Origin of the sequence: Gillisia sp. Hel1_33_143, from assembly GCF_900104765.1 — a bacterium.
Taxonomy (GTDB): Bacteria; Bacteroidota; Bacteroidia; order Flavobacteriales; family Flavobacteriaceae; genus Gillisia.
The window spans coordinates 2184857-2210636 of the sequence record NZ_LT629737.1; the positions used below are offsets into that span (position 1 = coordinate 2184857).

The window sequence follows — 25780 nt, forward strand, 5'->3', positions numbered from 1 at the left end:
TAAAAAAAAGCCTCGCATTGCGAGGCTTTTATATTTAATAAGAATTGCTAGATTATTTAGCTTCTTTCATTCCTTCATCAATCAGGTTGTAGAACTGATCTAATTTTGGAAGAATAACAATTCTTGTTCTTCTATTCTTAGCACGACCTTCTTTAGTATCGTTAGTTGCTACTGGAATATAGTAACTTCTTCCTGCTGCAGTCATTCTTTCTGGTGGTACACCAAATTCATTTTGAAGTATTCTTACTACAGAAGTTGCACGTTTAACACTTAGATCCCAGTTATCTTCAATAACTCCACCTTTCATAGCTTGATCATCTGTGTGTCCTTCAACCATAAATTCAATCTCTGGTTTGTTTTTCACAACAGTAGCAACCTTTCCTAATACTTCTTTAGCACGAGAAGTTACATTGTATTTACCGCTTTCAAATAATAATTTATCTGAAATTGATACATAAACCACACCTTTTTCAACATTAATGCTAATGTCTTCGTCGCTCATGTTACCAAGAACTCCTTTTAAGCTAGTTACTAAAGCAAGAGTTACAGAATCTTTCTTAGTAATAGCATCTTGCATGCGTGTTATTTTGATCTCTTTTTCTTTGATACTCTCCAAAGATTTTTCAAGATTTAAAGCTTCTTGCTTAGAAAGTGTTGCTAAATCTCCCACATTGTTTAATAAAGCAGTGTTTTGATTGCTTAATGTTTTAATGTGATCACCTAGTCTATCTTTTTCTTCTAAACAAGAGTTCAACTTCACAGTAGCTGTGTTTAATTGATCTTGAGTTTCTTTGTGTGCGGCTTCAAGCTCTGAATATTTCTTTTGTGAAACACAAGAAGAAAGTAATAAGGCAGCGGTGGCCGATAAAAGCAAAATTTTCTTCATAATTAGATTTTTATTATTAATTGTTAGAACTTCAAATTTATCAAATCTGATGCCAGAAAACTATTTTTTTTCTGGAAACCTCATAAATTTGAAAACTTTTTTATTCCCTGCACAAAGTGCTTATAAACAATAGACAAGACAGTTGAATAATTTTCTAGTTTATGTGTATTTTTTCTCTTGTCATACATAGATAGGATATTCCCATAAAAGTGGAAGTGAGCCCTAAGAACAGCTGTAAAATGAGATAGTTTCCCTTCTGCCAAAAATTTTAATCCAGCAATTCCATCTAGTGTCATCCTACCAAAAAGCACCCATATAAGATCGTTCTTTGGGATATTCTTGATAATGTTGTATAAACTATTTCTAAAATTATAATACGTTTTCTTTGGATTCATGGCATTAAGTGTACCTCCGCCCAAATGATACACAACAGAGTGTGGAGTATACCTAATTTTGTAACCGGCTGCATTAATCCTCCAACAAAGATCTATCTCTTCCTGATGTGCGAAATAGTCTTCATCTAAGCCTCCAACTTTTTTATATATTTCAGATCTTATGGCAAGGCAAGCGCCACTAGCCCAAAAAATCTCTATTTCATCATCATATTGTCCTTCATCCTTTTCCTTAGAATCAAATATTCTACCTCTGCAATACGGATATCCAAATCTATCTATAAATCCTCCGGCAGCACCAGCATATTCAAAACAATCTGGGTCTTTAAGATCTAATATCTTAGGTTGTACTGCACCAACCTTAGGTTGATTTTTAAAAATATCTGTTACAGCATCTAACCAATGAGGAGTTACCTGTACATCACTATTCAATAGAACATAAACTTCTTCATCAATTTGAGACAAAGCATCATTATAGCCTTTAGCAAAACCTCCATTCTCAGGATTTTCAATGATCTGTACTTCAGGAAAATTTTCTTGGGTATATTTTATAGAAGTATCTGTAGAAGCATTATCTGCTAAATAAATAGTAGCTTCTGGAGAAAATTTAAGTATTTCTGGAAGAAACTGTTTTAAAAGTTCCAATCCATTCCAATTGAGGATAACTACTCCTATGGTCATGCAGTAAATTTTTAGAGTACAAAAATACTCTTAATTATTAAGTCGGTTAGATCTCCTACAGATCGTTCATGTTATATATCGGTATTTCTGCAAGGAAATTGTACTGCTCTTTATTATAATCCATATTACAATAATAATGATCCAAACCATTGGTGACCATTAGAAAATCTGCCTTTAATTGCATATTATATCTGGCGATCTGATCAAAGGTATCTTGTGTGATCTTAATTTTTGGGGCTTTGCATTCCACTATGATGTAGATCTCGCCATTAGGTTTATATACTACAATATCATAGCGTTTAATCATTTTACCTAATTTTAATTGCTTCTCTACATTAATTAGGGTTTTTGGATATCCTTTTTGCTGAATTAAATATTGAACGGTATGCAATCTTACCCATTCTTCAGGAGTAAGAAGGATAAATTTTTTCCTGATTTCATCAAAAGCTGCCGTTTTATTTTCGCTATTTTTGAACCGAAAAGAATATTCTGGAAAATTAAGTTTTTGCATTGTTCAGATCAATATGATTATATTCTGATTGGCATCATGGATGCTGAACTCCAATCACCACTTCTGAATAAATTCAGCTTCAAAAGTAACATATTCAGAACCTTTTTAAAACCATTATGGAAGAAGCATTACAAATAGTTAAAACAATAAAAAGCGGAGATATAAAGCCGATCTACTTTTTAATGGGGGAAGAACCTTACTATATAGATAAAATAGCAGATTATATAGAAAAGAATCTTTTAGCGGAAGAGGAAAAAGGGTTTAACCAGATGATGATGTATGGTAGAGATGCCACTATAGATGAAATTGTAAGCAATGCCAAACGTTTTCCTATGATGGCCGAAAGGCAGGTAATCATTGTTAAGGAGGCTCAAGATCTTTCCAGAACTATAGAAAAATTAGACTCTTATGCAGAAAATCCTCAGCCTACTACAGTTTTAGTGATCTGTTATAAGTATAAGAAAATAGATAAGCGAAAGAAGTTATATAAGACCATTTCAAAATCTGGGGTAATTTTTGAAAGTAAAAGGCTCTATGAAAATCAGGTTGCAGATTGGATACAAAAAACCTTAAAATCTAGAGATTATGGAATCTCACCAAAAGCAGCTCAAATGCTGGTAGAATTTTTAGGAATAGATCTTAGTAAGATAGATAATGAGCTGCAAAAACTTCAGCTTATTTCTCCTGCGGGAACAACTATTACTCCAGAGCTTATTGAAGAGAATATAGGAATAAGTAAAGATTTTAATAATTTTGAGCTTCGAAAGGCTATTGGAGAAAGAGATCAATTAAAAGCACATAGAATTATCAAATATTTCGGACAAAATCCGAAAGATAATCCAATGGTAGTCACAGTTTCTTTGCTCTTCTCTTATTTTTCGCAAATATTACAGTACCATGGTTTAGCAGATAAGTCTAAGCCTAATGTTGCTAAATATCTAAGAATAAGTCCTTATTTTGTAAATGATTACGTGATAGCGGCAAGAAATTTTCCGATGAGAAAGGTGAGTCAGATTATTAGTTTGTTGCGAGATGCAGATGTAAAAAGTAAAGGTGTGGGAGCAGCGAGTGTTTCACAGGAAGATCTTTTAAAAGAACTTGTAGTAAAAATAATGAATTAATATGGGAAGTTTAAGATCATGGATAGGAGCAGCAAGACTTAGAACGTTGCCATTGTCCATATCAGGAATAATTGTAGGTACTACCATGGCTGCGTCTCAAGGTTACTTTAATATCGTGGTTTTTAGCTTGGCTTTAGGTACTACTTTAGGCTTACAGGTGTTATCTAATTTTGCCAATGATTATGGAGATGGTGTAAAGGGAACAGATAACGCAGATAGAATAGGTCCTGCACGCGCTATACAAAGTGGGCTTATTACTCATAAGGAGATGAAACAAGGAATTGCACTTACAGCAATTGCGACTCTTGTTATTGCGGTTCTATTGATATATACTGCATTTGGCAATGATAATTTTCTCTATACTTTAATATTTTTTGCCTTAGGCATTGCAGCAATTGTTGCAGCAATTAAATACACCGTTGGCAACAATGCTTATGGATATAGAGGTCTTGGAGATCTTTATGTATTTCTATTCTTTGGATTAGTAGGGGTTTATGGTTCTTATTTTTTATATGTTCACGAGCTAGATGCAATAGCTCTTTTACCAGCTTTTGGGATCGGTTTTTTAAGTACAGGAGTCCTTAATTTAAATAATATGAGGGATAGAGAGTCTGATAAGAAAGCAGGAAAAAATACTTTAGTAGTGAAGATGGGTGCAGCAAATGCCAAGACCTATCATTATATGCTTATTATAATTGCAATTTTATGTTTTGTTATCTACAGTGTTCTAACTGCTGCACATTGGAATGAATTTCTTTATTTAATTGCTCTAGTACCATTATTATTACATTTAAAAAGAGTTGTACAAAATGAAAGTGCAGTTTTGCTAGATCCTGAATTAAAGGTTTTAGCCTTATCTACTTTCTTTTTATCTGTTCTATTTGGAGTTGGGCTTATCTTATAGCCTCAGACTCTGTTTTAACAAAATAATATCATTGGTATAAAGAGAAGTGTTTGGTGATTGTTTATTTTTAAGGTCAATATAATTACTTTACAATATGAAAATCACTTTCTACGGACAGAACTCTTTCGGAATTAAAATTGGAGATATTAATTTACTAGTAGATCCTTTTATCACAGGAAATGAATTAGCAAAAGATAAGATCGATATTAAAGATCTTAAAGCAGATTACATACTTCTAACACATGCGCATCAAGATCATACTTTAGATGCTGAAGCGATCGCTAAAAATACCGGGGCAGTGATAGTTAGTAATTTTGAAATTGTAAATCATTACGAAGAGAAAGGTTTGGAATGTCACCCTATGAACCACGGAGGGAGTTGGGATTTTGAATTTGGTAAACTTAAATATGTAAACGCAATTCACACTAGTTCTTTTCCAGATGGAAGTTATGGCGGGCAACCCGGAGGATTTGTGATTGAGAGCGAACATAAGAATATTTATATAGCTGGAGATACTGCTCTTACTATGGATATGAAACTTATTCCAATGCACACAAAATTAGACTTGGCAATACTGCCAATAGGAGATAATTTCACCATGGGCGTTGACGATGCTATCTTAGCCAGTGATTTTGTTGAGTGTGACAAGATAATTGGTTGTCACTACGACACTTTTGGTTACATAGAAATAAATCATGAAGAGGCTAAGCGCAAATTCTATGAAAAAGGTAAAGACTTAATGTTATTGGGAATAGGCGAAAGCATAGAACTATAAAACTTTATTACAATTACTTTACATAATAATTAATGCTTAAGGCAACTTATAAAAAATACACCCTACACTTTAAGCGCCCTAGCGGAACTTCACGCGGTGTACTTACCACTAAAGAAACCTGGTTTTTAGTAATTACTGATGGTAATAAGCTAGGCATAGGAGAATGCGGTATACTTCGCTCACTTAGTATTGATGACAGGCCAGATTACGAGGAGAAATTAAACTGGGTTTGTGAAAATATTGCTTTAGGGGAAGCAGCTCTTTGGATGCAATTACGCGAATTTCCTTCTATACAACTTGGCGTGGAAATGGCATTTCAATCTTTTAAGGCTCAAGATTCTTTAGTATTATTTCCTTCAAAATTTACCTCCGGTGAGAATAATATTCCTATTAATGGTTTGGTTTGGATGGGAACTAAAGAATATATGAAGGAGCAGATCTCTCAGAAGATAGAAGCTGGTTTTGATTGCATTAAACTTAAGATAGGAGCTATAGATTTTCAGGCAGAACTAGATCTTTTAAAATATATAAGGAGCGAGTTTTCTGCTGATGATATTGAACTTAGGGTAGATGCTAATGGTGCATTTGCTATAGATGATGCATTAGATAAGTTAGAGCAACTTAGCGCCTATCAACTTCATAGTATAGAACAACCCATAAAACAGGGTAATTGGGAATTTATGGCTAAGCTTTGTGCTCATACGCCATTTCCAATTGCTCTAGATGAAGAACTTCTAGGTATTATAGAAGTGTCAGATAAAAGAGATCTACTTAAAGCTATAAAGCCTCAATATATAATTTTTAAGCCTAGTTTAATTGGAGGATTCAAAGGAACTAAAGAATGGATAGATCTGGCAGAGGAGCTGAAAATTGGCTGGTGGGTAACGAGTGCTCTGGAAAGTAATATTGGATTAAATGCAATTAGCCAATGGACCTATTTACAAAATTCACCAATGCCACAAGGTTTGGGAACTGGGGGGCTATACACAAATAACTTTGAAAGTCCGTTAGAGGTAAAAAAAGGAAAAATTGAATACAATCCTGAGAACATTTGGGATTTAGATACTATTTACAAAAATGTTTATTGAACAAGCCCTAAAAAACTATCACGAATTTTGGAGATACCTCATTGGTCTAATGCTGATAATTTTAGCAGTTGTGATTGGTCAGGTGCCATTAACAATTGCATTATTTCTCAATGGGAGTTTAGATCCAAATATGGATCAGATGGAGATGTTGAACAGTCTAGACTCTAATTATTCATTTTTTTTGATGCTTCTAACCTTCGCAGTGGGGCTAATAGGGATATTTTTCGTTGCCAAGAATATCCATTATCAATCTATAAGATCGTTAACCACAGCAAGAGATAAAGTAGATTGGAGTAGGATAGGCTTCGGATTTGGAATAATAGCTTTAATTTCTGTGAGCACTGTGTTAATAGATTACTTCTCCAATCCACAAGATTATGTTGTGAATTTTGAACCTACAAAATTCTATATAATGTTGGTTATAGCTGTGATCTTTGTTCCAATTCAAACAAGTTTTGAAGAATATCTTTTTAGAGGTTATTTAATGCAGGGATTTGGAGTTTTATCTAAAACTCGATGGTTGCCGCTCATAATAACTTCGGTAATATTTGGTGGACTTCACTTCTTTAATCCTGAAGTTACCAAACTAGGTAACATCATAATGATCTATTATATAGGAACAGGATTTTTATTGGGAATAATGACGTTAATGGATGATGGCATGGAACTAGCTTTGGGCTTTCATGCTGGAAATAATTTGATTACAGCTGTACTAGTAACCGCAGATTGGACTGCCTTTCAAACCAATTCATTATTAAAAGATATTTCTGAACCTGGAACAGGATGGGAAAATGTTTATCCAATATTGATCATGTATCCTATCATCTTATTTATAATGGCTAGGAAATATAAATGGACTAACTGGAAAGATAAGCTGTTTGGGAGTGTAAAAGAAGATACGAATCTAGATTCCCAGATAAGTTCTTAAAAAATTGAATTTAAATTATTAGATTAGAGATTAAATAATAATTACTGTTTATTCTAGCAACATGATTGAGAAATTTAAAGTTCCTGAAACACATCCTGCTTTTAAACTGAATAAACAACACTATACCAATACCGAATTAAGACAAGCTGCTTACAATTTAATAAAAGAGGGAGAACCCTATGAGGAAGCTGTTGGAGATTTTATTTTAGATTGGTTAAAGCCATCTGCGTTTTTAGAAGTTCAAACTTCGGGCTCTACAGGAACGCCAAAGAAATATAAGATTAGAAAAGAATTCATGATTAATTCTGCACTTGCTACCGGGAAGTTTTTTGAGTTAGAAGCTGGGTCTCATTCGCTATTGTGTCTTCCTGTAAACTTCATAGCAGGTAAGATGATGATGGTTAGGGCTATGACTTTGGGCTGGGAATTAGATCTTGTGGTGCCGTCTTCCAATCCTTTAGATCAGGTTTATAAGATCTATGATTTTTGTGCAATGACGCCTTTTCAGTTAGATAATTCTATTGGAAGACTTCATCTTATTAAAAAGTTGATAGTTGGTGGAGGGGCTGTAAGTCTTAATTTACAGAAAATGGTACAAGGACTTCAAACTAAGGTCTACGAAACTTTTGGAATGACAGAAACCTTGTCTCACATTGCCGCACGTAGATTAAATCCGAAGAAAAAGAAAAAGCAAAAACAATATACTCCTTTTAAGGTATTGCCTAATGTAAACATCTCTAAAGATGATAGAGATTGTTTAGTTATTAAAGCCCCTTTAGTCTCTAAGGAGACTATAGTTACCAATGATGTGGTTGAGATAATTACCTATAAAAAGTTTTTATGGAAAGGAAGGTATGATAACGTAGTAAATTCGGGAGGAGTTAAATTGTTTCCAGAGGCAATAGAGCGAAAAATTAGCAAGGTTATCAATAATAGGATTTTTGTAATTGGAATTCCGGATGACGCTTTAGGAGAAAAATTGATACTCTTTGTAGAAGCAGATTTTTCTGAAGAGTTACTCATAGAACTTCAGGAGAAAGTTGCGAAACTTAAATCTTTAGAACGATTTGAGGTGCCTAAAAAGATCTACTTAATTGGGAAATTTGAAGAAACTCCCAACGGAAAAATTCATAGATTGAATACACTTAGAAGCAAAATAGGATAAAACAGAAAGAGCTTTTTGATATCAAAAAGCTCTTTCTGTTTTTAGTAGTTAGTAACTATTAATTTACAAATTCAGAATCGACATAGTATTTAAGGTCGTTAACTCTTATTTGATCTTTGCGCTTTATATTTTCCTTTAAACTTTGCCATTTTGAGGTGGGAGTAATTCGAATTTCTTTATTTTTTACAAAGACAGAGACCGGCATCTTAAAGTTTTCTACATCTGCCTGCCATCTATATAAAACCTTATTCCCATTCATTTTAAATTGTAGAACAGGTAATTTAGAATGCCTAAGATATTGATCGAAAATAGGAGCGAGATCTTCTTTTATAGGTGCATTGAAATAGTCTTCTACGGTTTTTGTCTCTATTATTTTATGTCTGTAGGTTTTTGTGTAGGCTCTTAAAGTATTCCACCATAGCTCATCATTGTTATAAATACTTCTTAGATTGTTAAGAAGATTAGCTCCTTTAAAATACATGTCTCCAGAACCTTCAGAATTTACTCCGTAATCCCCAATTATAGGAGCTGTATTTCTTACGCCTTTACGGGTTCCTCTAAGATATTCTAGTGATTTATCTTTTCCCCATCTACATTCAACATAAATAGCTTCAGTATAAGAGGTGAAGCTCTCATGTATCCACATATCTGCAATATCTTTAGCAGTGATACTATTTCCATACCACTCATGTCCAGATTCATGAATTATTATATAATCCCAGTTCATACCGATTGCTGTACCGGAAAGATCTCTACCTAAATAACCATAACCATAATTATTACCATAAGCTACAGCACTTTGATGTTCCATTCCCAGATAAGGTGTTTCTACCAGTTTGTAACCATCCTCTTCAAATGGATAGGGTCCCATTTTGTTATAGAAACAATCCATCATCAACTTCACTTCTTCAAATTCTTTCTTTGCTTTTTCTAAATTATAAGGCAGTACATAATAGTCTAGATCTAAGTTTTTATAAGTGTCATGAAAATGCTCATAATTAGCAATATTAACCACTATATCGTAGTTGTTGATAGGGCTATTAACTTTCCAGCTCCATTGGGTGTAACCATCACCAAGATCTTGTTTTCCAATAAATCTTCCGTTAGATACATTTATAAGATCATTAGGAACCGCAATTTCAATTAATGCTTCCTCCGGCTCATCACTTTGATGATCTTTATTAGGATACCAAAGACTGGCTCCTGTTCCTTGAACAGCAACAGCTATCCATGGATCTCCATTTTCATCGGTTTTCCAGACAAATCCCCCATCCCAAGGAGCATTTTTAGCAACTATAGGATTTCCAGAATAAAAGAACTGTATAGAGTCTTTAGCTGAAGCACTGGTTTTTTTATTAAGATCTATAAAAACCGCATTATATTCTCTTCTATAATCAAGCTTTTTACCTAGATGTATTATTGAATCTACCTGCATATTCTCAAAAAGATCTACCTGCATTATCGGTAATTCTTGGGCTGCTTGAAAGGTGATCGTATTAGAACCAGAAATAAATTTCTTTTCAGGATTTACTCTTACCTGCAAATGATATTTGAGAACTTCATAATTTCGTTCTGCTCTTAAACTTCCTCTAAGCGTATCACCAGCATTATAATTTTGTTGTTTATCGCTCAAAACTTGTGCGCAACTTGAATTGAATATAGAAATGCAAATTGCAAATATGATAATAGAAATCGTATTCTTCATTTTTATAAAGTATGGTCTATGTATAATTCTGCATTTGGATGTTGGCGTAATGTGCTTCTCATTTTTCTATGCATTTTTTCAAAATTATCTCTAGTAGTTCCTTTATACACACCATAAGAGTAATGATATTTTAACAGCTCCAGATCTAAAGGTATTAGACTTCTTATAACCGGGCAGTTAGAGAAGTAGCTATTACATTCTAATGAGGCATCTTCTCCAAAATAGCCTAAAGTTCTAACTAAATTGAATTTTAAGTTGGCAATCTGATATTCACTGCTTTTTACGTTTATTGCATTGATCTTTAATGAAGCACTCGTAATTTGTTGTTTGCTATTCCAGGTAACATGATATCCGCCGTTCTTATTTACTATTTTAGGCTCAAAATCTTTATCACTCTTATCGTTCAGGTAATAAATGAAGTAATTTGAATCTTTCTTAGTGTCTACTTTTCTTATAGTTAAAGAATCTATCTCATTAGAAATTCCTTCAGCAAAATTCATTAAAGATTTTTGATGCAATTCTGGAACTGAAGGATCAAAATAAATTTTCACATCGTCTTTCCAAATCTTTAAAGTAGATTTAGCATTCTTATTTTTTCCAAAAACAATGTTTTTATAGGTTTCCAAAAAGAGTGAATCTTTTGGTTCATATTTCACACTTACTTTGCGTGTATTTACAGTTTTTAGATTTTTTAAATATTTCTTATCTACCGCAAGCAACGTATCTTCACCCTCAATAACAAAATTTAGGCTATCTTTTTTTGTTAAAATATAGCCTGTACTCCGAATGGTATTTATATTGATAAAAGTGCTTGAATGCCATTTCTCCATGGTAGTATCTTGAGAGAAACTGTTGAAACTACCAAGTAAAAACAAAGCACATAAAAATAATTTCATAGAATTAGGTTTGGATCACTCCAAGATTAAAATCTTTTGTAATTGGGGCGTGGTTTGCAGCCTCAATTCCAGTAGAGATCCATTTTCTGGTATCTAGAGGATTGATAATAGCATCTGTCCATAACCTAGCAGCCGCATAATATGGTGAAGTTTGCTCATCATATCTGGCTTTTATCTTATCAAATACCTCTTTTTCTTTCTCTTCGTCTACTGTTTCCCCTTTCTTTGCCATAGAGGCAGTTTCAATTTGAGCAAGCACCTTTGCTGCTTGGGTTCCACCCATAACGGCTAATTCTGCGCTAGGCCAAGCGAAGATCAATCTAGGGTCATAAGCTTTTCCACACATAGCATAGTTCCCAGCTCCATAAGAATTTCCTATAAGAACCGTAAATTTTGGAACTACAGAATTACTTACGGCATTCACCATTTTGGCACCATCTTTTATAATTCCTCCTTGTTCACTTTTGCTACCTACCATAAATCCTGTAACATCTTGAACAAAAACTAAAGGGATCTTTTTCTGATTACAATTAGCTATAAATCTTGTGGCTTTATCTGCAGAGTCTGAATAGATAACTCCACCAAACTGCATTTCCCCTTTTTTAGTCTTAACTATTTTACGCTGATTGGCAACTATCCCTACTGCCCAACCGTCTATTCTAGCATATCCTGTAATAATGGTCTGTCCATAACCTTCTTTATATTCTTCAAATTCAGAATTATCCACCAATCTGCTAATTATTTCATGCATGTCATATTGGTCGCTTCGCTTCTTTGGTAGAAATCCAAAGATCTCATTTGGATCTTTTGCAGGTTTTACGGAAGGTTTTCTGCTATATCCGGCTTTATCAAAATCACCAATCTTATCCATGATGTTTTTGATGGTATCTAAAGCATCTTTATCATCTTTTGCTTTATAATCTGTAACACCACTAATTTCAGAGTGTGTAGTTGCACCTCCTAGAGTTTCATTATCTACAGATTCTCCAATAGCTGCCTTTACCAAATAACTACCTGCTAAAAATATACTACCTGTTTTCTCAACGATGATAGCCTCGTCACTCATAATAGGTAAATAAGCACCTCCGGCAACACAGCTACCCATTACAGCAGAGATCTGGGTGATTCCCATACTGCTCATCACCGCATTGTTTCTAAATATTCTTCCAAAATGTTCCTTATCTGGAAAGATCTCATCCTGAAGTGGTAAATAAACTCCTGCACTATCTACAAGGTAAATTATTGGTAACCTGTTTTCTATAGAAATTTCCTGTGCTCTTAAATTCTTTTTAGCTGTTATTGGAAACCAAGCTCCTGCTTTTACAGTAGCATCATTGGCAACAACTATACATTGTTTGCCAGAAACGTGGCCTATCTTAACTACCACACCGGCACTAGGACATCCTCCATGTTCCTCATACATTTTATCCCCGGCAATGGCACCAATCTCGATAGCTTTATCTTTATCGTCCAGTAAATAATCTATACGTTCTCTAGCAGTCATTTTACCTTTAGAATGATGCTTTTCAATACGTTTTTCTCCTCCACCCAGACTAATCTTAGACAATTTGTGTTTTAGTGTAGAAAGTAATAATTTATTGTGATCTTCGTTTTTATTAAAGCTGATATCCATAAGTTATTCGCAGTTTTGCTGTAAAAATACGTTTATTTATTAATGAAAAAAAAGCGGAATCAAGAAAGAGCTGACTTTTTATCAAATTGAAATACATATTTTTTTAGCTTAACTTATTGGGTATTATAGATTTTGATCCCAACTTCATATATTTGAGGTATGCCTTTAAATGTTGGAGTTTTAGAACTAATAAGATATCTTTAGTTGCCGAGCAAAAGCTTTATTTTCTTAGCGTTAACTTTAATAAATAATAACTTTAAAAATCGAGATAACTATGGCAATGAATAAGAACAGCATATTTGCATGGGGATCTTTCTTTATGCTATTAATTGGCATCGCTCTAATTTTACTTGGAGTTTTAAAATATAAGGAATATGCTATTGGGTTTTCTACAGTAGGAATTGGATTTATTGTGGTTTCATGGGCCTTTAATGCGTTAAAAGGTCGTGTGTAATATGGAAGATGTTACTTTTATTAAACAAAGATTAGCTAAACATGTAAAGGGAGGAGAAGCTTTTATGCCTGTAGAGGAAATGTTGAAATTTGCTGAGTTTAATATGTTAGGCGTAAGGCCAGAGCATTTACCTTATTCATTTTATGAGATCTTTCATCATATAAGATTTACTCAAAAGGATATTTTAGATTATTATAAAGATCCTTCTTATAAAGCTCCCAGCTGGCCTAAAGACTATTGGCCAGATCATAAGGCACCACCATCTAGCAAGGAATGGGAAGTACTGAAGGATTCTTATTTTGAAGAGAGAGCAATTTTAATTCAGCTCATTTTGAATGAAGAAAATGAGCTCTTCGCTCCCTTTAATCAAGAAACAGATCACACCCTTTTTAGAGAAGTATTATTAATTATTGAGCACACTGCTTATCACACCGGTCAGCTTTTATTAATACTAAGAGAATTAGGCAGATATCCTGCCTAATTTTTGATGCAATTTTACGCTTCATACTATCAAAAATTCAGATATTTGCATTCTGAACTTTTTACCTTGAAAATTGCTTTAGGGTACATTCAATTTAATTTTAAAATCACATAATAATGGCAGATGACAATAAGGTGATATTTTCCATGTCTGGGTTAACCAAAACCTATCCCGGAGCAAATACACCAGTTCTTAAAAATATATATCTAAGTTTTTTCTACGGCGCTAAAATTGGAATTCTTGGTCTTAACGGCTCTGGGAAATCTACTTTACTGAAGATCATTGCCGGAATGGAAAAGAACTATCAGGGAGATGTGGTTTTTTCTCCTGGATATACCGTGGGAATGTTGGAGCAGGAACCACAATTAGATAATGATAAGACAGTTTTAGAAGTTGTAAAAGAAGGAGTTGCTGCAACAGTAGCAATTTTAGATGAATACAATAAGATCAACGATATGTTCGGGCTTCCGGAAGTTTATGAAGATGCAGATAAAATGCAAAAACTCATGGACAAGCAGGCAGCTCTACAAGATGAGATAGATGCTTCTAATGCATGGGAATTAGATACTAAATTGGAGATCGCCATGGACGCACTTCGAACTCCAGATTCTGATAAGAAAATTGGAGTTTTATCTGGAGGGGAACGCAGAAGAGTTGCGCTATGTAGATTGTTATTACAAGAACCGGATGTTCTATTATTGGATGAACCTACCAACCACCTCGATGCAGAATCTGTACATTGGTTGGAACATCACTTATCTCAATACAAAGGAACAGTAATAGCTGTAACTCACGATAGATATTTCTTAGACAATGTAGCTGGATGGATCTTAGAATTAGATAGAGGAGAAGGAATTCCTTGGAAAGGAAACTACTCTTCTTGGTTAGATCAAAAATCGAAACGTTTGGCTCAGGAGCAGAAAACTGCAAGTAAGCGTCAAAAAACATTAGAGCGAGAATTAGAATGGTCTCGTATGTCTCCAAAAGGTAGACAGACCAAGCAAAAAGCGAGATTGAACAATTATGATAAATTGTTGAGTCAGGATCAAAAGAAAATGGATGAGCAACTGGAGATCTATATCCCTAACGGACCTCGATTAGGAACCAATGTTATAGATGCCAAAGGAGTTAGTAAGGCTTTTGATGATAAATTACTTTATGAAGATCTAAATTTTACCTTACCGCAAGCAGGTATTGTTGGAGTTATTGGACCTAACGGTGCTGGTAAAACCACGATCTTTAAAATGATCATGGGGGAAATTAAACCAGATCAAGGAAGTTTTGAAGTAGGAGATACAGCAAAGATCGCTTATGTAGATCAAAGCCACTCAAATATGGATCCGGACAAAACTATATGGCAAAACTTTAGCGATGGCCAAGAGCTTATAAATATGGGAGGGAAGCAAGTGAATTCCAGAGCATATTTAAGCAGATTTAATTTTGGTGGTGGAGAACAGAATAAAAAAGTGAGCATGCTTTCTGGTGGAGAACGTAACCGTTTACACCTTGCAATGACCCTTAAGGAAGAAGGTAACGTATTGTTATTGGATGAGCCAACAAACGATTTAGATGTGAATACGCTGCGTGCGCTTGAAGAAGGTTTAGACAACTTTGCTGGCTGTGCGGTAGTGATCTCTCACGATAGATGGTTCTTAGATAGAATATGTACTCATATTTTAGCTTTTGAAGGTGATTCTCAAGTTTATTTCTTTGAAGGTGGATTCTCAGATTATGAAGAGAATAAGAAGAAACGATTGGGTGGTGATCTTATGCCGAAGCGTATTAAGTACAAGAAATTGACTCGATAAGTACTTTATATTTTAACAGAAAAAACTCCGTAGATTTCTCTTCGGAGTTTTTTTATGTTTAAAAAATAAGATTAATCTTTTTTGTAGATCAATGTTAATTCATCATCTGCAATTTGTGGTTCATCAAGAAAGTTTAAAATAAGAACATCGCTATCCTTCTTAAATTTAAAGCTCATGTTATTTATTGTAAGGATATCTCCATTAATAGAATAATCATAAGTTCCATTTGGTGCAATAAAATAGGTGCCTTCCATTGGACTTTCTAATTTAACTTTTGAACTTCCTTCTGTAAAGGATAATTTAAAGCCTTTAAAATTAAAATCAGGTTCATAGAAACAAAAACAGATTGCTTGATCGAGACTATAATCTTCCGTTAATTGTTCTTGTGGATCTTCATCTTTAGAACAGGAAACCATCGAGATTAAAAACAACATTAAAACAAGCTTTTTCATACTTTCAAGGTTTATAAATCTTAATATTGCTAATACCAACGTTTCTTATTAGCCTTTGAGCCGCTTCCTTTTCTTCCTTTTTTATGCTTACTTCCTTTCTTTTTATGAACGGCTGGTTTTGCTTCAGAATCCATTGGATAAGGATTCTCATTGTCTATAGGAATTTTAGTTCCTATTAATTTTTCAATACTTTTTATATATTCCTTCTCATCTGCACTGCAAAAAGAAATGGAACTCCCAATATTTCCTGCACGTCCCGTTCTTCCAATTCTATGTACGTAGACTTCAGGAAGATTGGGTATATCAAAGTTTAAAACAAAATCTAAGAGATCTATATCCAATCCTCGAGCAGCAACATCTGTAGCTACAAGAATATTTACTTCATTATTCTTAAATTTATTTAGCGCTAAGGTACGATCAGATTGTGTTTTATCCCCATGTAATGAGTCTGCTTTATATCCATTCTTTACTAAAGAATTCAGAGCTTTCTCTACGCCATTTTTGGTTCTCCTAAAGATCAATACAGATTTATCTTTAATGATGTTTCTCATTAAATAAAGCATCAATTCTGTCTTATCCGGTTTGGGTACTAAAAATAAACGCTGATTTACTTCTGGTGCTGCAGATGAATTTGCGGCTACTTCAATTCTTTCCGGATCTTTTAATAAAGATTTTGCAAGATCCTGCACCTTTGCCGGGATGGTGGCAGAAAACATAAGGCGCTGCTCTAAATTAGGTGAAAGTCTTATGATCTTCTGCACTTCATCTATAAAGCCCATATCTAACATTAGATCTGCCTCATCTAAAACTAAAATTTCAATTTTATCTAAGTTAATATAACCTTGTTTTCTAAGGTCTAACAACCTCCCTGGAGTAGCAACCAAAATATGAAGACCTTTTTTCAACATATTTATTTGAGGCTGCATAGAAGTTCCGCCAAAAACAACTCCAGATTTTATTGAAGTAAATTTTGCATAAGCTTTTATATTTTCCTCTATCTGTACAGCCAATTCTCTAGTAGGGCTCACTATCAACATAGTTAGCTCTTCTACGTATTGAGGATTTTCTATCTTTTTGTTCAATAGATTTAATAGCGGTATTGCAAAGGCTCCAGTTTTTCCTGTTCCAGTCTGTGCGCTTGCAATAACATCATTTCGTCTTAAAATTTCAGGAATTACTTTTTCCTGAATAGGAGTAGGGGTAACATATCCAATTTCTGCAATTCCTTGCTGAATTGGTTTTGATAAGGGTAGATCTTCAAAATGCATAAACTCAATTTAGATAGCAAAGATACCTCAAAAATAATTTGTTATATATATCAGTCTAATTTTGGAGGAGATTAGACTTTTAATCCTAAATGTAGCAATGTAAAATAGATTTCTCTTTTAATTAAGCTACCATTGATTGATGTAAAGTGTCTTTATGTTCTTGCTTTGATTTGGTAATATATTTAAGATATACATGGCGCCATTTTCGTTATCCGGAATATCTTTAAATTTCTCAGATCCTAAAATTTTGTTTACAAGTTGTGGAGTTGTGTTGCTATGTCCAACTATCAATACCGTTTTGCCCTCTGTCTTCTTTTTAAAATCATCATTAAAAAGATTTTCAGGATCGTAAGTTTCCACTTTTAAAGATTGGGAAATTGCAGTAGGTTGAGCAGTCTGCTTGGTTCTATTATAATCTGTACTATAAATAGCGTCAAAATCTACTTCTTTAAAAACCTTTGCCCAATTCTCTGCTCTTAACTTCCCATCCTTATTAAGTTCTGGGTTTTTATTCTTGCTGTCTGTTCTATCTTTTTCTGCATGACGTATCATATAATACGTGGTCATGCTCTTTGTATTTTGAATAGCCTCTTTTTTCTGTTCAGATACTGCTTGCAGCGATTCTTCAGTTTGTGAAAAATTGCATCCTGCCAAGAGAATTGGTAGTATTAATAGAAGAAGCTTTTTCATAATTCTAGATATTTTGATCCTAATTTAGCATTAATTCTTATAACTGAATTAATTCAATTTTATTATTTAAGATCAACTTCTAAAAGTATGATCTGGCTTAATTGCTTCCCCATACTATTAAAATTATTATCTGAGATAAGAATTAAGGTGCTATTGCCATTAGGCAATTTTGGTCCAAAACTCATTCCCTCTATATTATCTATAATATTTTCAGTAAGCTTATCTTTTATAGAATCGAAATTAAACACCAATTTTTTAGTGGCGGTATTAATTTTAGCGTGTTTTATGTTTTGGATAAGAAGAGTATTAGAGGCTGAACTGGCGTCTACATCAAATATTCTTACCGTATTCCCTGTACTTCCATGTCCTGCAGAAAAAGCTCTTTCTAATACCAAAAATTTGTTTGGTGCATATTCAATAAGATCTGTAAGTCCATTAACCGCAAAATATTTCCACGGAATTTTAGATATAGATTCTAGCTTAAATGCAAATTGAGAAACAGGTTTTTTAGATACTAGGTTAAAATTTGTGATCCTAACCAAAGAATTAGTAGGGTATAATTTAGGTTTAGGCCCATCCTTCTCTAAAGGCAATTCCATGCCTGCCCAATATCCTTTTTTATCAAAACTCTCACTCAAACCTTCAAACACTCCATTATTTCTTGGTTTTTGGCATCCATCCACCTTAAAATAATCCGGCATCTCAAAGTTAGAAATGTATTTACCTTCTGGAGTTACACTAAATATAGATGGATTTTTATTTTTTTTAATAGATCCTTCACTTGTTAACCACAGATTGCCTGAAGTGGTATTATATCTAATAGCTTCTAGATCTAAGGTGTTATCCTTAAAGAAATTAGCATCTTGTTGAATCATTACAGTATTCTTAAAAATTACCGTATCAATTTTGGTATTGCTTAACTCTACAGACGCTACATAAAATCTAGGATTACCGGGATGATCGCAGACTAAGTAGAAATTATCATTGTGATAATCTATCCCGGAGAGACCGCCAACCTTAGTGCCATCTATCTCAAGATCTGCAGGGATTATATAATCATCTAAAAATTTTAATGTAATATTTTCTGTGCTTATCTTTTTAGAAGTTCCACAGCTGGTTAAAATTAGTATTGAGAATAGTGCTAAAAGAAGGTAATTTTTCATGGCTAAGAGCTATTTGGCAAAAATAACAAATCCTTAAGATAAATATGGGAGTTTGTTGAGACAATTCCCTGCGGCTTAGCGGTACATTTATTCTTATTAACAACAAAAACCAAATATTATGAATAATGATCAGTTAGAAGGAAAGTGGAAACAAATAAAAGGTGAATTCAAACAGAAGTACGGTAAAGTTACTGATGATGATGCTACTTATACAGAAGGTAAATTTGATGAAATGATGGGACGTCTTCAAGAGAAAACTGGAAAGACTAAAGAAGAATTACAAGATGAAATTGATAAGTGGTAGGAATTACCATATAAATGAAAAAGGGCTGTTTTATAACAGCCCTTTTTTTTTGCTCATATTTTCTAATTTAATTTTCTTTTAATTCCTCTTGGTTTCTAAAAACAAGTTGATCATCAAAAGCGTCTAATAAAATAATGCTATTTACATGTACGTTCCCGGAAAGGATCTCCTTAGAAAGTTTGTTCAAAACTTCTTTTTGAATCACTCTTTTAACGGGTCTTGCACCAAAATGAGGATCATATCCACGTTCAGCAAGAAATTTAATAGCGTCTTCTGTGGCATCCAATAGAATTCCTTGTTTAGACAGCATTTTTTTAATTCCTCTAAGTTGAAGATCTACAATTCTTTTAATATCCTTTTTGGTTAAAGGAGTAAACATAACAATATCATCTATTCTATTGATGAATTCTGGTCTCACACTTTGCTTTAATATGGCAAGCACATCATCTTTAGCAGATTCCATTGCTGTTTGAACATCCTGAATAGCTTCAAATCGTTCTTGAATTATATCAGAACCCATATTACTTGTCATTATAATAATGGTATTCTTAAAGTCTGCAAGTCTACCTTTATTGTCTGTAAGTCTACCTTCATCTAATACTTGGAGTAAAATATTAAAGGTATCTGGGTGCGCTTTTTCGATCTCATCTAGTAGCACGACAGAATAGGGTTTTCTTCTTACCGCTTCTGTTAACTGTCCACCTTCATCATATCCCACATATCCTGGGGGAGCTCCAACTAATCTACTAACAGAATGGCGTTCTTGATATTCACTCATATCAATTCTCGTCATAGATGCTTCATCATCAAAAAGATATTCTGCTAAAGCTTTAGCCAATTCTGTTTTTCCTACTCCCGTAGTACCTAAAAATAGAAAGGAACCTATAGGTTTTTTTTGATCTTGAAGTCCGGCTCTACTTCTACGCACGGCATCACTAACAGCGGTAATGGCTTCTTCCTGCCCAACCACTCGTTTGTGTAGTTCGTCTTCTAATTTTAAAAGCTTTTCTCTATCGCTCTGTAACATCTTAGTTAAAGGTACTCCTGTCCATTTTGCCACAACTTCAGCAATATCTTCATAGGTAACTTCTTCTTTAATAAGAGTGTGATTTTCATCATTCTCATTATGATCTATTTGCAGTTTTTCTAACTTTTCTTGAGCTTCTTTGATTTTGCCATATCTTAACTCTGCCACCTTCCCGTAATCTCCGTCGCGCTCTGCTTTCTCAGCTTCCATTTTAAAATGTTCAATGTCAGATTTTGCAGCTTGAATATTATCTACAACTTCCTTCTCATTTTTCCATTTTGCATTCAGTTCATTTCGATCCTCTTTTAGGTTAGCTAAGTCTGCACGTAAAGATTTCAGTTTAACTTCATCATCTTCTCGTTTTATAGCTTCAATCTCAATTTCTAATTGGGTCACCTTTCTGTCTAATACATCTAACTCTTCCGGCTTAGAATTTATCTCCATTCTAAGCTTCGCTGCAGCTTCATCCATAAGATCTATTGCCTTATCTGGCAAAAATCTATTGGTTATATAACGTTGAGAAAGCTCTACGGCACCTATAATAGCTTCATCTTTAATCCTAACTTTGTGGTGAGTTTCATACTTTTCTTTAATACCTCTTAAAATAGAAATAGCACTTTCTGTATCTGGCTCATCTACAAGAATTTTCTGAAACCTTCTTTCCAAGGCTTTATCTTTTTCGAAATATTTTTGATATTCATCTAAGGTAGTGGCTCCTATAGCTCTAAGTTCTCCACGGGCTAAAGCCGGTTTTAAGATATTGGCTGCATCCATAGCGCCTTGTCCGCCACCTGCACCTACCAGTGTGTGTATCTCATCTATAAAAAGAACAATATCACCTTCACTACTGGTTACTTCTTTGATAACAGCTTTTAATCTTTCTTCAAATTCCCCTTTATATTTAGCTCCTGCAATTAGAGCTCCCATATCTAGAGAGTAGATCTGTTTATCTTTTAGGTTCTCCGGAATATCTCCCGAAATAATTCTATGTGCTAATCCTTCTGCAATTGCTGTTTTACCAACTCCCGGTTCACCAACCAACATAGGATTGTTCTTGGTTCTTCTAGAAAGGATCTGTAAAACACGTCTTATTTCCTCATCTCTACCAATAACCGGATCTAATTTGCCTTCCTCAGCCATTTTATTGAGGTTTTTGGCGTATTTATTAAGTGAATTATAAGTGTCTTCAGCACTTTGAGAAGTAACTCTATCTCCTTTTCTCAACTCATCTATAGCTGCTTTTAAATTCTTTTCTGAAGCTCCCTGATCTTTAAGGATCTGAGCTACCTTACTGTTAGAATTAAATATTGCTAAAACTAGATGTTCTACTGAGACGTACTCATCATTCATCTTTTTAGCAATACTACTTGCTTCGTTGAGCGTTTTTGAAGCTTCTCTAGAAAGCATGATCTCTCCTCCAGTAACCTTTGGAAAACTAGTAAGCGTATTATCTAGAATTTGATTGAACAAATTCACATTTATGTTTAATTTTTTTAAAAGGAATGGAGCAACATTTTCGTCTACCATAGTGATAGCCTTAAATATATGCTCATTCTCTATTTGTTGATGTCCCATTTCTTGAGCGAGCTGTTGCGCTTGCTGGATAGCCTCCTGAGATTTTATGGTGAAATTATTTAGATTCATTACTGTAAATTTTGAGTTCAATATAAATAAGCAAACTGCGAGCCACTGCAATAAATTGTCAAAAAGTCAGTTAATTTAAAAGATTTAGTGACAATATGTCCTGTATTAGCTATTCTATTTATAAATTTACTTTTTTAAAAACCAAAGTTGGCAACTTGTTATAGAAACTTTAGTATTTCTATTGGAATAGGTTTTTAAATGAAAATGTATTTTTACCTTCTAAAAATTTACACATCATGGGAATATTTGATAAGATCTTTAAGAGCGATAATGAAGAAAAGAATGTTGAGAAAAAACAAATTTCATGGATTGAGATAAAGCAAATGGAAATGTTAGACGAAATTGTGGAGGCAAGTAAACATCACCCAGTTGCAATATTAAAACACTCTACCAGCTGTGGAATTAGTAGGATGGTCCTACGTCAATTTGAAGCAACTTATGATATAAGAGAAGAAGATATGAAATTGTATTTTCTTGACCTTTTAAGTTATAGAGAGATCTCCAATAAAATTGCTTCTAGATTTAATGTGCCTCACCAAAGTCCGCAACTCATTGTTTTAAGTGAAGGAAAGGTTATTTACGATGCTTCTCATAGTGAGATCTCTGCAGATAAACTTAAGTCTATTGCGTAATAGTTTTTAAAGCATCATTAATTATGGATGAGAAGCCGAGTCAAAATAAAGGAGAAGAAAAAGAAGGGAAGGATCAAGATCGTAACCCTAAGAATTCTGGGAGAAATAAGATAAGTAAAGAGTCTCAAGAGTCGGAGCGAACAGATCAAAATACTTCTCCGCAAGATGATCAAATAGGTTAATTCATTAGAATTGAAACCATGCATAATTTTATAAATAAAAAAGTCCGATCTAAATTTTAGATCGGACTTTTTTATTTGTGATAGCTTTTAACTATTTCTTTTTAGGCTCGTATACCGGTAATAATTTAGTGCTCACTTCTCCAAATCCAATTCTTCTGGTTTTGTTCTCACAATATCCTCTAAGAATTACCGTATCATTATCTTCTATAAATTTTCTTTCGGAACCATCGTTGAGTTTTACTGGTTTCTCACCTCTCCAGGAAAGCTCTAACATAGATCCAAAAGTATCTGGAGTTGGTCCTGAGATCGTTCCAGATCCCATCATGTCTCCAGAGTTTACAGGACAACCATTAATGGTGTGGTGTGCAAGTTGCTGACTCATATTCCAATACATGTATTTGAAATTTGAATTTGTGATCACCGTTTCTTCCTTATCCTCAGGTTTTATGGCTACTTGTAATTTAATATCAAAACTCTTTTTACCCTCAAATTGTAAATATGGTAAAAGTTCTTTTTCAGGTTCTGGACCTTTAGTTCTAAAAGGCTCTAAAGCATCTAAAGTAACTATCCATGGTGAAACAGAAGAAGCAAAGTTCTTAGCCAAGAATGGTCCTAGAGGTACATATTCCCACTTTTGAATATCTCTGGCACTCCAATCATTAAATAATACCAATCCAAAAATATAATCTTCGGCATCCTCAATAGGAATAGGTTCTCCTAATAAATTGGCATCTGTAGTAATGAATGCCATTTCCAATTCAAAATCTATAAGTCTGGATGGCCCAAATACAGGTTCTGTAGCTCCATTAGGCAATTTTTGTCCTTGTGGCCTATGTACAGGAATCCCACTTGGAATAATGGAGGAACTTCTTCCATGATAACCCACAGGAATGTGTAGCCAATTTGGTAATAATGCATTCTCAGGATCACGGAACATTGTTCCTACATTGGTAGCATGCTCTTTACTAGAATAAAAATCTGTATAATCTCCTACCTGCACCGGTAATTGCATTTCAATTTCATCTAGGGTGAAAAGCACGATATTTCGATGATCTTGATTGTTCTTTAATTTCGAATTCTTTTCATCAAAAACTTCGGCAATTCTATTTCTAACCAGTCTCCATGTTTTCTTTCCATCAGAAATAAAATCGTTTAGCGTGTCTTGTAAAAAGATATCATCAGTTAATGGTATATCCTCAAAATACCCCAGTTGGTGAAGTGCACCCAGATCTATGGCGTAATCTCCAATTCGGGTTCCTATGGTCACAATATCATCTCTTGTCAAAAATACTCCAAAAGGTATATTTTGAATAGGAAAATCTGTGTCTTTAGGGGTGTCCAGCCACGTTTTTCTGTTAGGGTCATTTGCTGTAATTGGCATATTTCTTTGGTTTTATTCTTAAATCTATTGATTTCAAATATATTATTTTCCCTTCATTAACCGAATGTTATTCTTACTTTTGAGGAATATTTAACGTAAAAAATTAATATGCAACGAGATACGGAAATTTTTGATTTGATAGAAGCGGAAAAAACCCGTCAAACCAATGGTTTAGAATTAATTGCGAGTGAAAATTTTGTAAGTGAACAAGTACTGGAAGCAGCCGGATCTGTACTTACAAATAAATATGCTGAAGGATATCCTGGAAAGAGATATTATGGAGGTTGTGAGATTGTAGATGAAGTAGAGCTTTTAGCTATTTCTCGCTTAAAGGAATTATTTAATGCAGAATATGCTAACGTGCAACCACACTCAGGATCACAAGCAAATACAGCAGTTTTTCATGCTTGCTTAAAGCCTGGAGATAAATTTTTAGGTTTTGATCTTTCTCATGGAGGTCACCTTACTCATGGTTCTCCTGTTAATTTCTCAGGAAGATTGTATGAGCCGGTATTTTACGGTGTAGATGAAAAAACAGGATTAATAGATTACGACAAAGTTGAAGAAATTGCGCTCAAAGAAAAGCCGAAACTAATTATTGCAGGGGCTTCAGCATATTCTAGAGAGATAGATTATAAAAGATTTAGAGAAATAGCAGACAGCGTTGGGGCAATTCTTTTTGCAGACATTGCACATCCTGCAGGGTTAATAGCTAAAGGATTATTAGAAGATCCATTACCATATTGCCATGTGGTAACTTCAACAACACATAAAACTTTACGCGGGCCTCGTGGTGGAATTATCATGATGGGGAAAGATTTTGACAATCCATTTGGAGAAAAATTAAAAAATGGAAACTTAAAGAAAATGTCTGCTATGTTAGATAGTGGTGTTTTTCCAGGAAACCAAGGTGGACCTTTAGAACATATTATAGCAGCTAAAGCTGTAGCTTTTGGAGAGGCACTTACAGATGAATTCTTATATTATATGGTGCAGGTTAAGAAAAATGCAAAAGCATTGGCCCAAGCCTTTATGGATAAAGATTACAATGTTATATCTGGAGGAACAGATAACCATATGATGCTAATAGATCTTAGAAATAAGAATATTAATGGAAAACAGGCAGAGGAAGCACTTGGAAAAGCTGAAATTACGGTGAATAAGAATATGGTTCCTTTTGATGATAAATCTCCATTTGTAACTTCAGGAATTAGAATAGGTACTCCGGCAATCACCACAAGATGCTTAAAAGAAGGAGATATGGCTCAAATTGTATCATTTATAGATACGGTAATATCAAATTTTGAAAACGAAGAGAAACTAGAGGAAGTTAAGGAAGAGGTAGTCGCTTTAATGAAGGATAAACCACTTTTTAATTTCTAGATACCAATAAAATTTTATTTAAAAAGGCTAATTGTAAATCAATTAGCCTTTTTTGATGATTGTGATGTGTTCTTATTAAGCGCTTGAATTGAAATAATTGGAATAGCTATTGTATAAGGAATATCGTTCTTTAAGGTTAAAATAAAATACAATAGAAAAATTGTAAAGTAACTTTGGTAAAAGAGACTGTAAAGAACTTCTATAACATGTATCAATAATTAAATTT

25 protein-coding genes are annotated in these 25780 nt (G+C 33.9%); 13 read left to right on the top strand and 12 right to left on the bottom strand.

What is annotated here, in order from left to right; all coding sequences use genetic code 11:
* Positions 1–52 precede the first annotated feature (52 nt).
* The 3 genes from BLT84_RS10040 to BLT84_RS10050 all read right to left on the bottom strand — a co-directional run bounded on the left by BLT84_RS10040 (position 53) and on the right by BLT84_RS10050 (position 2470).
* A complete protein-coding gene (locus tag BLT84_RS10040; RefSeq protein WP_034891131.1) occupies positions 53–886 on the bottom strand; it encodes a flagellar motor protein MotB in 834 nt (277 codons plus the stop codon).
* Positions 887–966: 80 nt separating this feature from the next.
* The gene (locus tag BLT84_RS10045) at positions 967–1959 is read right to left on the bottom strand and encodes a glycosyltransferase family 2 protein (protein WP_091265202.1); all 993 of its coding nucleotides are present in this window, start codon (positions 1957–1959) and stop codon (positions 967–969) included.
* Between the two features lie 55 nt (positions 1960–2014).
* Positions 2015–2470, bottom strand: coding sequence for a type I restriction enzyme HsdR N-terminal domain-containing protein (locus BLT84_RS10050; RefSeq protein ID WP_091265204.1), 456 nt, complete (start codon positions 2468–2470; stop codon positions 2015–2017).
* Positions 2471–2586: 116 nt separating this feature from the next.
* Here BLT84_RS10050 and holA point away from each other — a divergent pair, with 116 nt between their 5' ends.
* The 6 genes from holA to BLT84_RS10080 all read left to right on the top strand — a co-directional run bounded on the left by holA (position 2587) and on the right by BLT84_RS10080 (position 8451).
* On the top strand, positions 2587–3591 hold the full coding sequence (gene holA, locus BLT84_RS10055; protein ID WP_034891137.1) for a DNA polymerase III subunit delta: 1005 nt from the start codon (positions 2587–2589) through the stop codon (positions 3589–3591).
* A 1-nt stretch (position 3592) separates the two neighbouring features.
* The gene (locus BLT84_RS10060) at positions 3593–4495 is read left to right on the top strand and encodes a 1,4-dihydroxy-2-naphthoate polyprenyltransferase (protein WP_091265207.1); all 903 of its coding nucleotides are present in this window, start codon (positions 3593–3595) and stop codon (positions 4493–4495) included.
* Between the two features lie 94 nt (positions 4496–4589).
* Positions 4590–5270, top strand: coding sequence for a metal-dependent hydrolase (locus BLT84_RS10065; protein WP_091265210.1), 681 nt, complete (start codon positions 4590–4592; stop codon positions 5268–5270).
* Between the two features lie 32 nt (positions 5271–5302).
* Entirely contained in the window at positions 5303–6358 is a 1056-nt protein-coding gene (locus BLT84_RS10070; protein WP_091265212.1) for an o-succinylbenzoate synthase, read from the top strand.
* Positions 6348–7286 carry a CPBP family intramembrane glutamic endopeptidase gene (locus BLT84_RS10075; protein ID WP_091265215.1) on the top strand — a complete coding sequence of 313 codons (939 nt, stop codon included), beginning with the start codon at positions 6348–6350 and terminating at the stop codon, positions 7284–7286. Before BLT84_RS10070 ends, BLT84_RS10075 begins: the two co-directional genes overlap by 11 nt.
* Positions 7287–7347: 61 nt before the next feature.
* A complete protein-coding gene (locus BLT84_RS10080) occupies positions 7348–8451 on the top strand; it encodes an AMP-binding protein (RefSeq protein WP_091265218.1) in 1104 nt (367 codons plus the stop codon).
* Positions 8452–8509: 58 nt separating this feature from the next.
* Here BLT84_RS10080 and BLT84_RS10085 read toward each other — a convergent pair whose 3' ends face one another.
* The 3 genes from BLT84_RS10085 to BLT84_RS10095 are packed head-to-tail and all read right to left on the bottom strand — an operon-like array spanning position 8510 to position 12685.
* The gene (locus BLT84_RS10085) at positions 8510–10156 is read right to left on the bottom strand and encodes a M1 family metallopeptidase (RefSeq protein WP_091265221.1); all 1647 of its coding nucleotides are present in this window, start codon (positions 10154–10156) and stop codon (positions 8510–8512) included.
* A 2-nt stretch (positions 10157–10158) separates the two neighbouring features.
* Entirely contained in the window at positions 10159–11052 is an 894-nt protein-coding gene (locus BLT84_RS10090; protein ID WP_091265224.1) for a hypothetical protein, read from the bottom strand.
* A gap of 4 nt (positions 11053–11056) precedes the next feature.
* On the bottom strand, positions 11057–12685 hold the full coding sequence (locus BLT84_RS10095; protein WP_091265228.1) for an acyl-CoA carboxylase subunit beta: 1629 nt from the start codon (positions 12683–12685) through the stop codon (positions 11057–11059).
* Positions 12686–12959: 274 nt separating this feature from the next.
* Here BLT84_RS10095 and BLT84_RS10100 point away from each other — a divergent pair, with 274 nt between their 5' ends.
* From BLT84_RS10100 to ettA, 3 genes are all read left to right on the top strand, one after another.
* Positions 12960–13139 (top strand): CAL67264 family membrane protein, encoded by a 180-nt coding sequence (locus BLT84_RS10100; RefSeq protein WP_034891162.1) that lies wholly within the window; start codon positions 12960–12962, stop codon positions 13137–13139.
* 1 nt (position 13140) lies between these two features.
* Complete coding sequence (locus tag BLT84_RS10105) at positions 13141–13620, top strand: DinB family protein (protein ID WP_091265231.1); 480 nt, start codon at positions 13141–13143, stop codon at positions 13618–13620.
* 116 nt (positions 13621–13736) lie between these two features.
* Positions 13737–15428, top strand: coding sequence for an energy-dependent translational throttle protein EttA (ettA, locus tag BLT84_RS10110; RefSeq protein ID WP_034891169.1), 1692 nt, complete (start codon positions 13737–13739; stop codon positions 15426–15428).
* A gap of 71 nt (positions 15429–15499) precedes the next feature.
* Here ettA and BLT84_RS10115 read toward each other — a convergent pair whose 3' ends face one another.
* The 4 genes from BLT84_RS10115 to BLT84_RS10130 all read right to left on the bottom strand — a co-directional run bounded on the left by BLT84_RS10115 (position 15500) and on the right by BLT84_RS10130 (position 19001).
* Complete coding sequence (locus tag BLT84_RS10115; RefSeq protein ID WP_157717927.1) at positions 15500–15880, bottom strand: hypothetical protein; 381 nt, start codon at positions 15878–15880, stop codon at positions 15500–15502.
* Positions 15881–15909: 29 nt separating this feature from the next.
* Positions 15910–17148, bottom strand: a complete 1239-nt coding sequence (locus BLT84_RS10120; RefSeq protein WP_091265238.1) for a DEAD/DEAH box helicase — start codon at positions 17146–17148, stop codon at positions 15910–15912.
* A 126-nt stretch (positions 17149–17274) separates the two neighbouring features.
* A complete protein-coding gene (locus BLT84_RS10125) occupies positions 17275–17838 on the bottom strand; it encodes a SixA phosphatase family protein (protein ID WP_091265241.1) in 564 nt (187 codons plus the stop codon).
* A 62-nt stretch (positions 17839–17900) separates the two neighbouring features.
* The gene (locus BLT84_RS10130; protein ID WP_091265245.1) at positions 17901–19001 is read right to left on the bottom strand and encodes an esterase-like activity of phytase family protein; all 1101 of its coding nucleotides are present in this window, start codon (positions 18999–19001) and stop codon (positions 17901–17903) included.
* A 118-nt stretch (positions 19002–19119) separates the two neighbouring features.
* Here BLT84_RS10130 and BLT84_RS10135 point away from each other — a divergent pair, with 118 nt between their 5' ends.
* Entirely contained in the window at positions 19120–19305 is a 186-nt protein-coding gene (locus tag BLT84_RS10135) for a CsbD family protein (RefSeq protein WP_034891184.1), read from the top strand.
* A gap of 67 nt (positions 19306–19372) precedes the next feature.
* Here the strand turns inward: BLT84_RS10135 and clpB are convergent, their stop codons facing one another.
* On the bottom strand, positions 19373–21976 hold the full coding sequence (gene clpB / locus BLT84_RS10140) for an ATP-dependent chaperone ClpB (RefSeq protein WP_091265248.1): 2604 nt from the start codon (positions 21974–21976) through the stop codon (positions 19373–19375).
* 236 nt (positions 21977–22212) lie between these two features.
* Between clpB and ytxJ the strand changes: the two genes are divergently transcribed.
* Positions 22213–22608 carry a bacillithiol system redox-active protein YtxJ gene (gene ytxJ, locus BLT84_RS10145; protein ID WP_091265251.1) on the top strand — a complete coding sequence of 132 codons (396 nt, stop codon included), beginning with the start codon at positions 22213–22215 and terminating at the stop codon, positions 22606–22608.
* A gap of 23 nt (positions 22609–22631) precedes the next feature.
* On the top strand, positions 22632–22790 hold the full coding sequence (locus BLT84_RS16090; RefSeq protein ID WP_157717928.1) for a hypothetical protein: 159 nt from the start codon (positions 22632–22634) through the stop codon (positions 22788–22790).
* 91 nt (positions 22791–22881) lie between these two features.
* Here BLT84_RS16090 and fahA read toward each other — a convergent pair whose 3' ends face one another.
* Positions 22882–24171 (bottom strand): fumarylacetoacetase, encoded by a 1290-nt coding sequence (gene fahA, locus BLT84_RS10150; protein ID WP_034891194.1) that lies wholly within the window; start codon positions 24169–24171, stop codon positions 22882–22884.
* A gap of 108 nt (positions 24172–24279) precedes the next feature.
* Between fahA and glyA the strand changes: the two genes are divergently transcribed.
* The gene (glyA, locus tag BLT84_RS10155; protein ID WP_091265255.1) at positions 24280–25554 is read left to right on the top strand and encodes a serine hydroxymethyltransferase; all 1275 of its coding nucleotides are present in this window, start codon (positions 24280–24282) and stop codon (positions 25552–25554) included.
* Positions 25555–25780 lie beyond the last annotated feature (226 nt).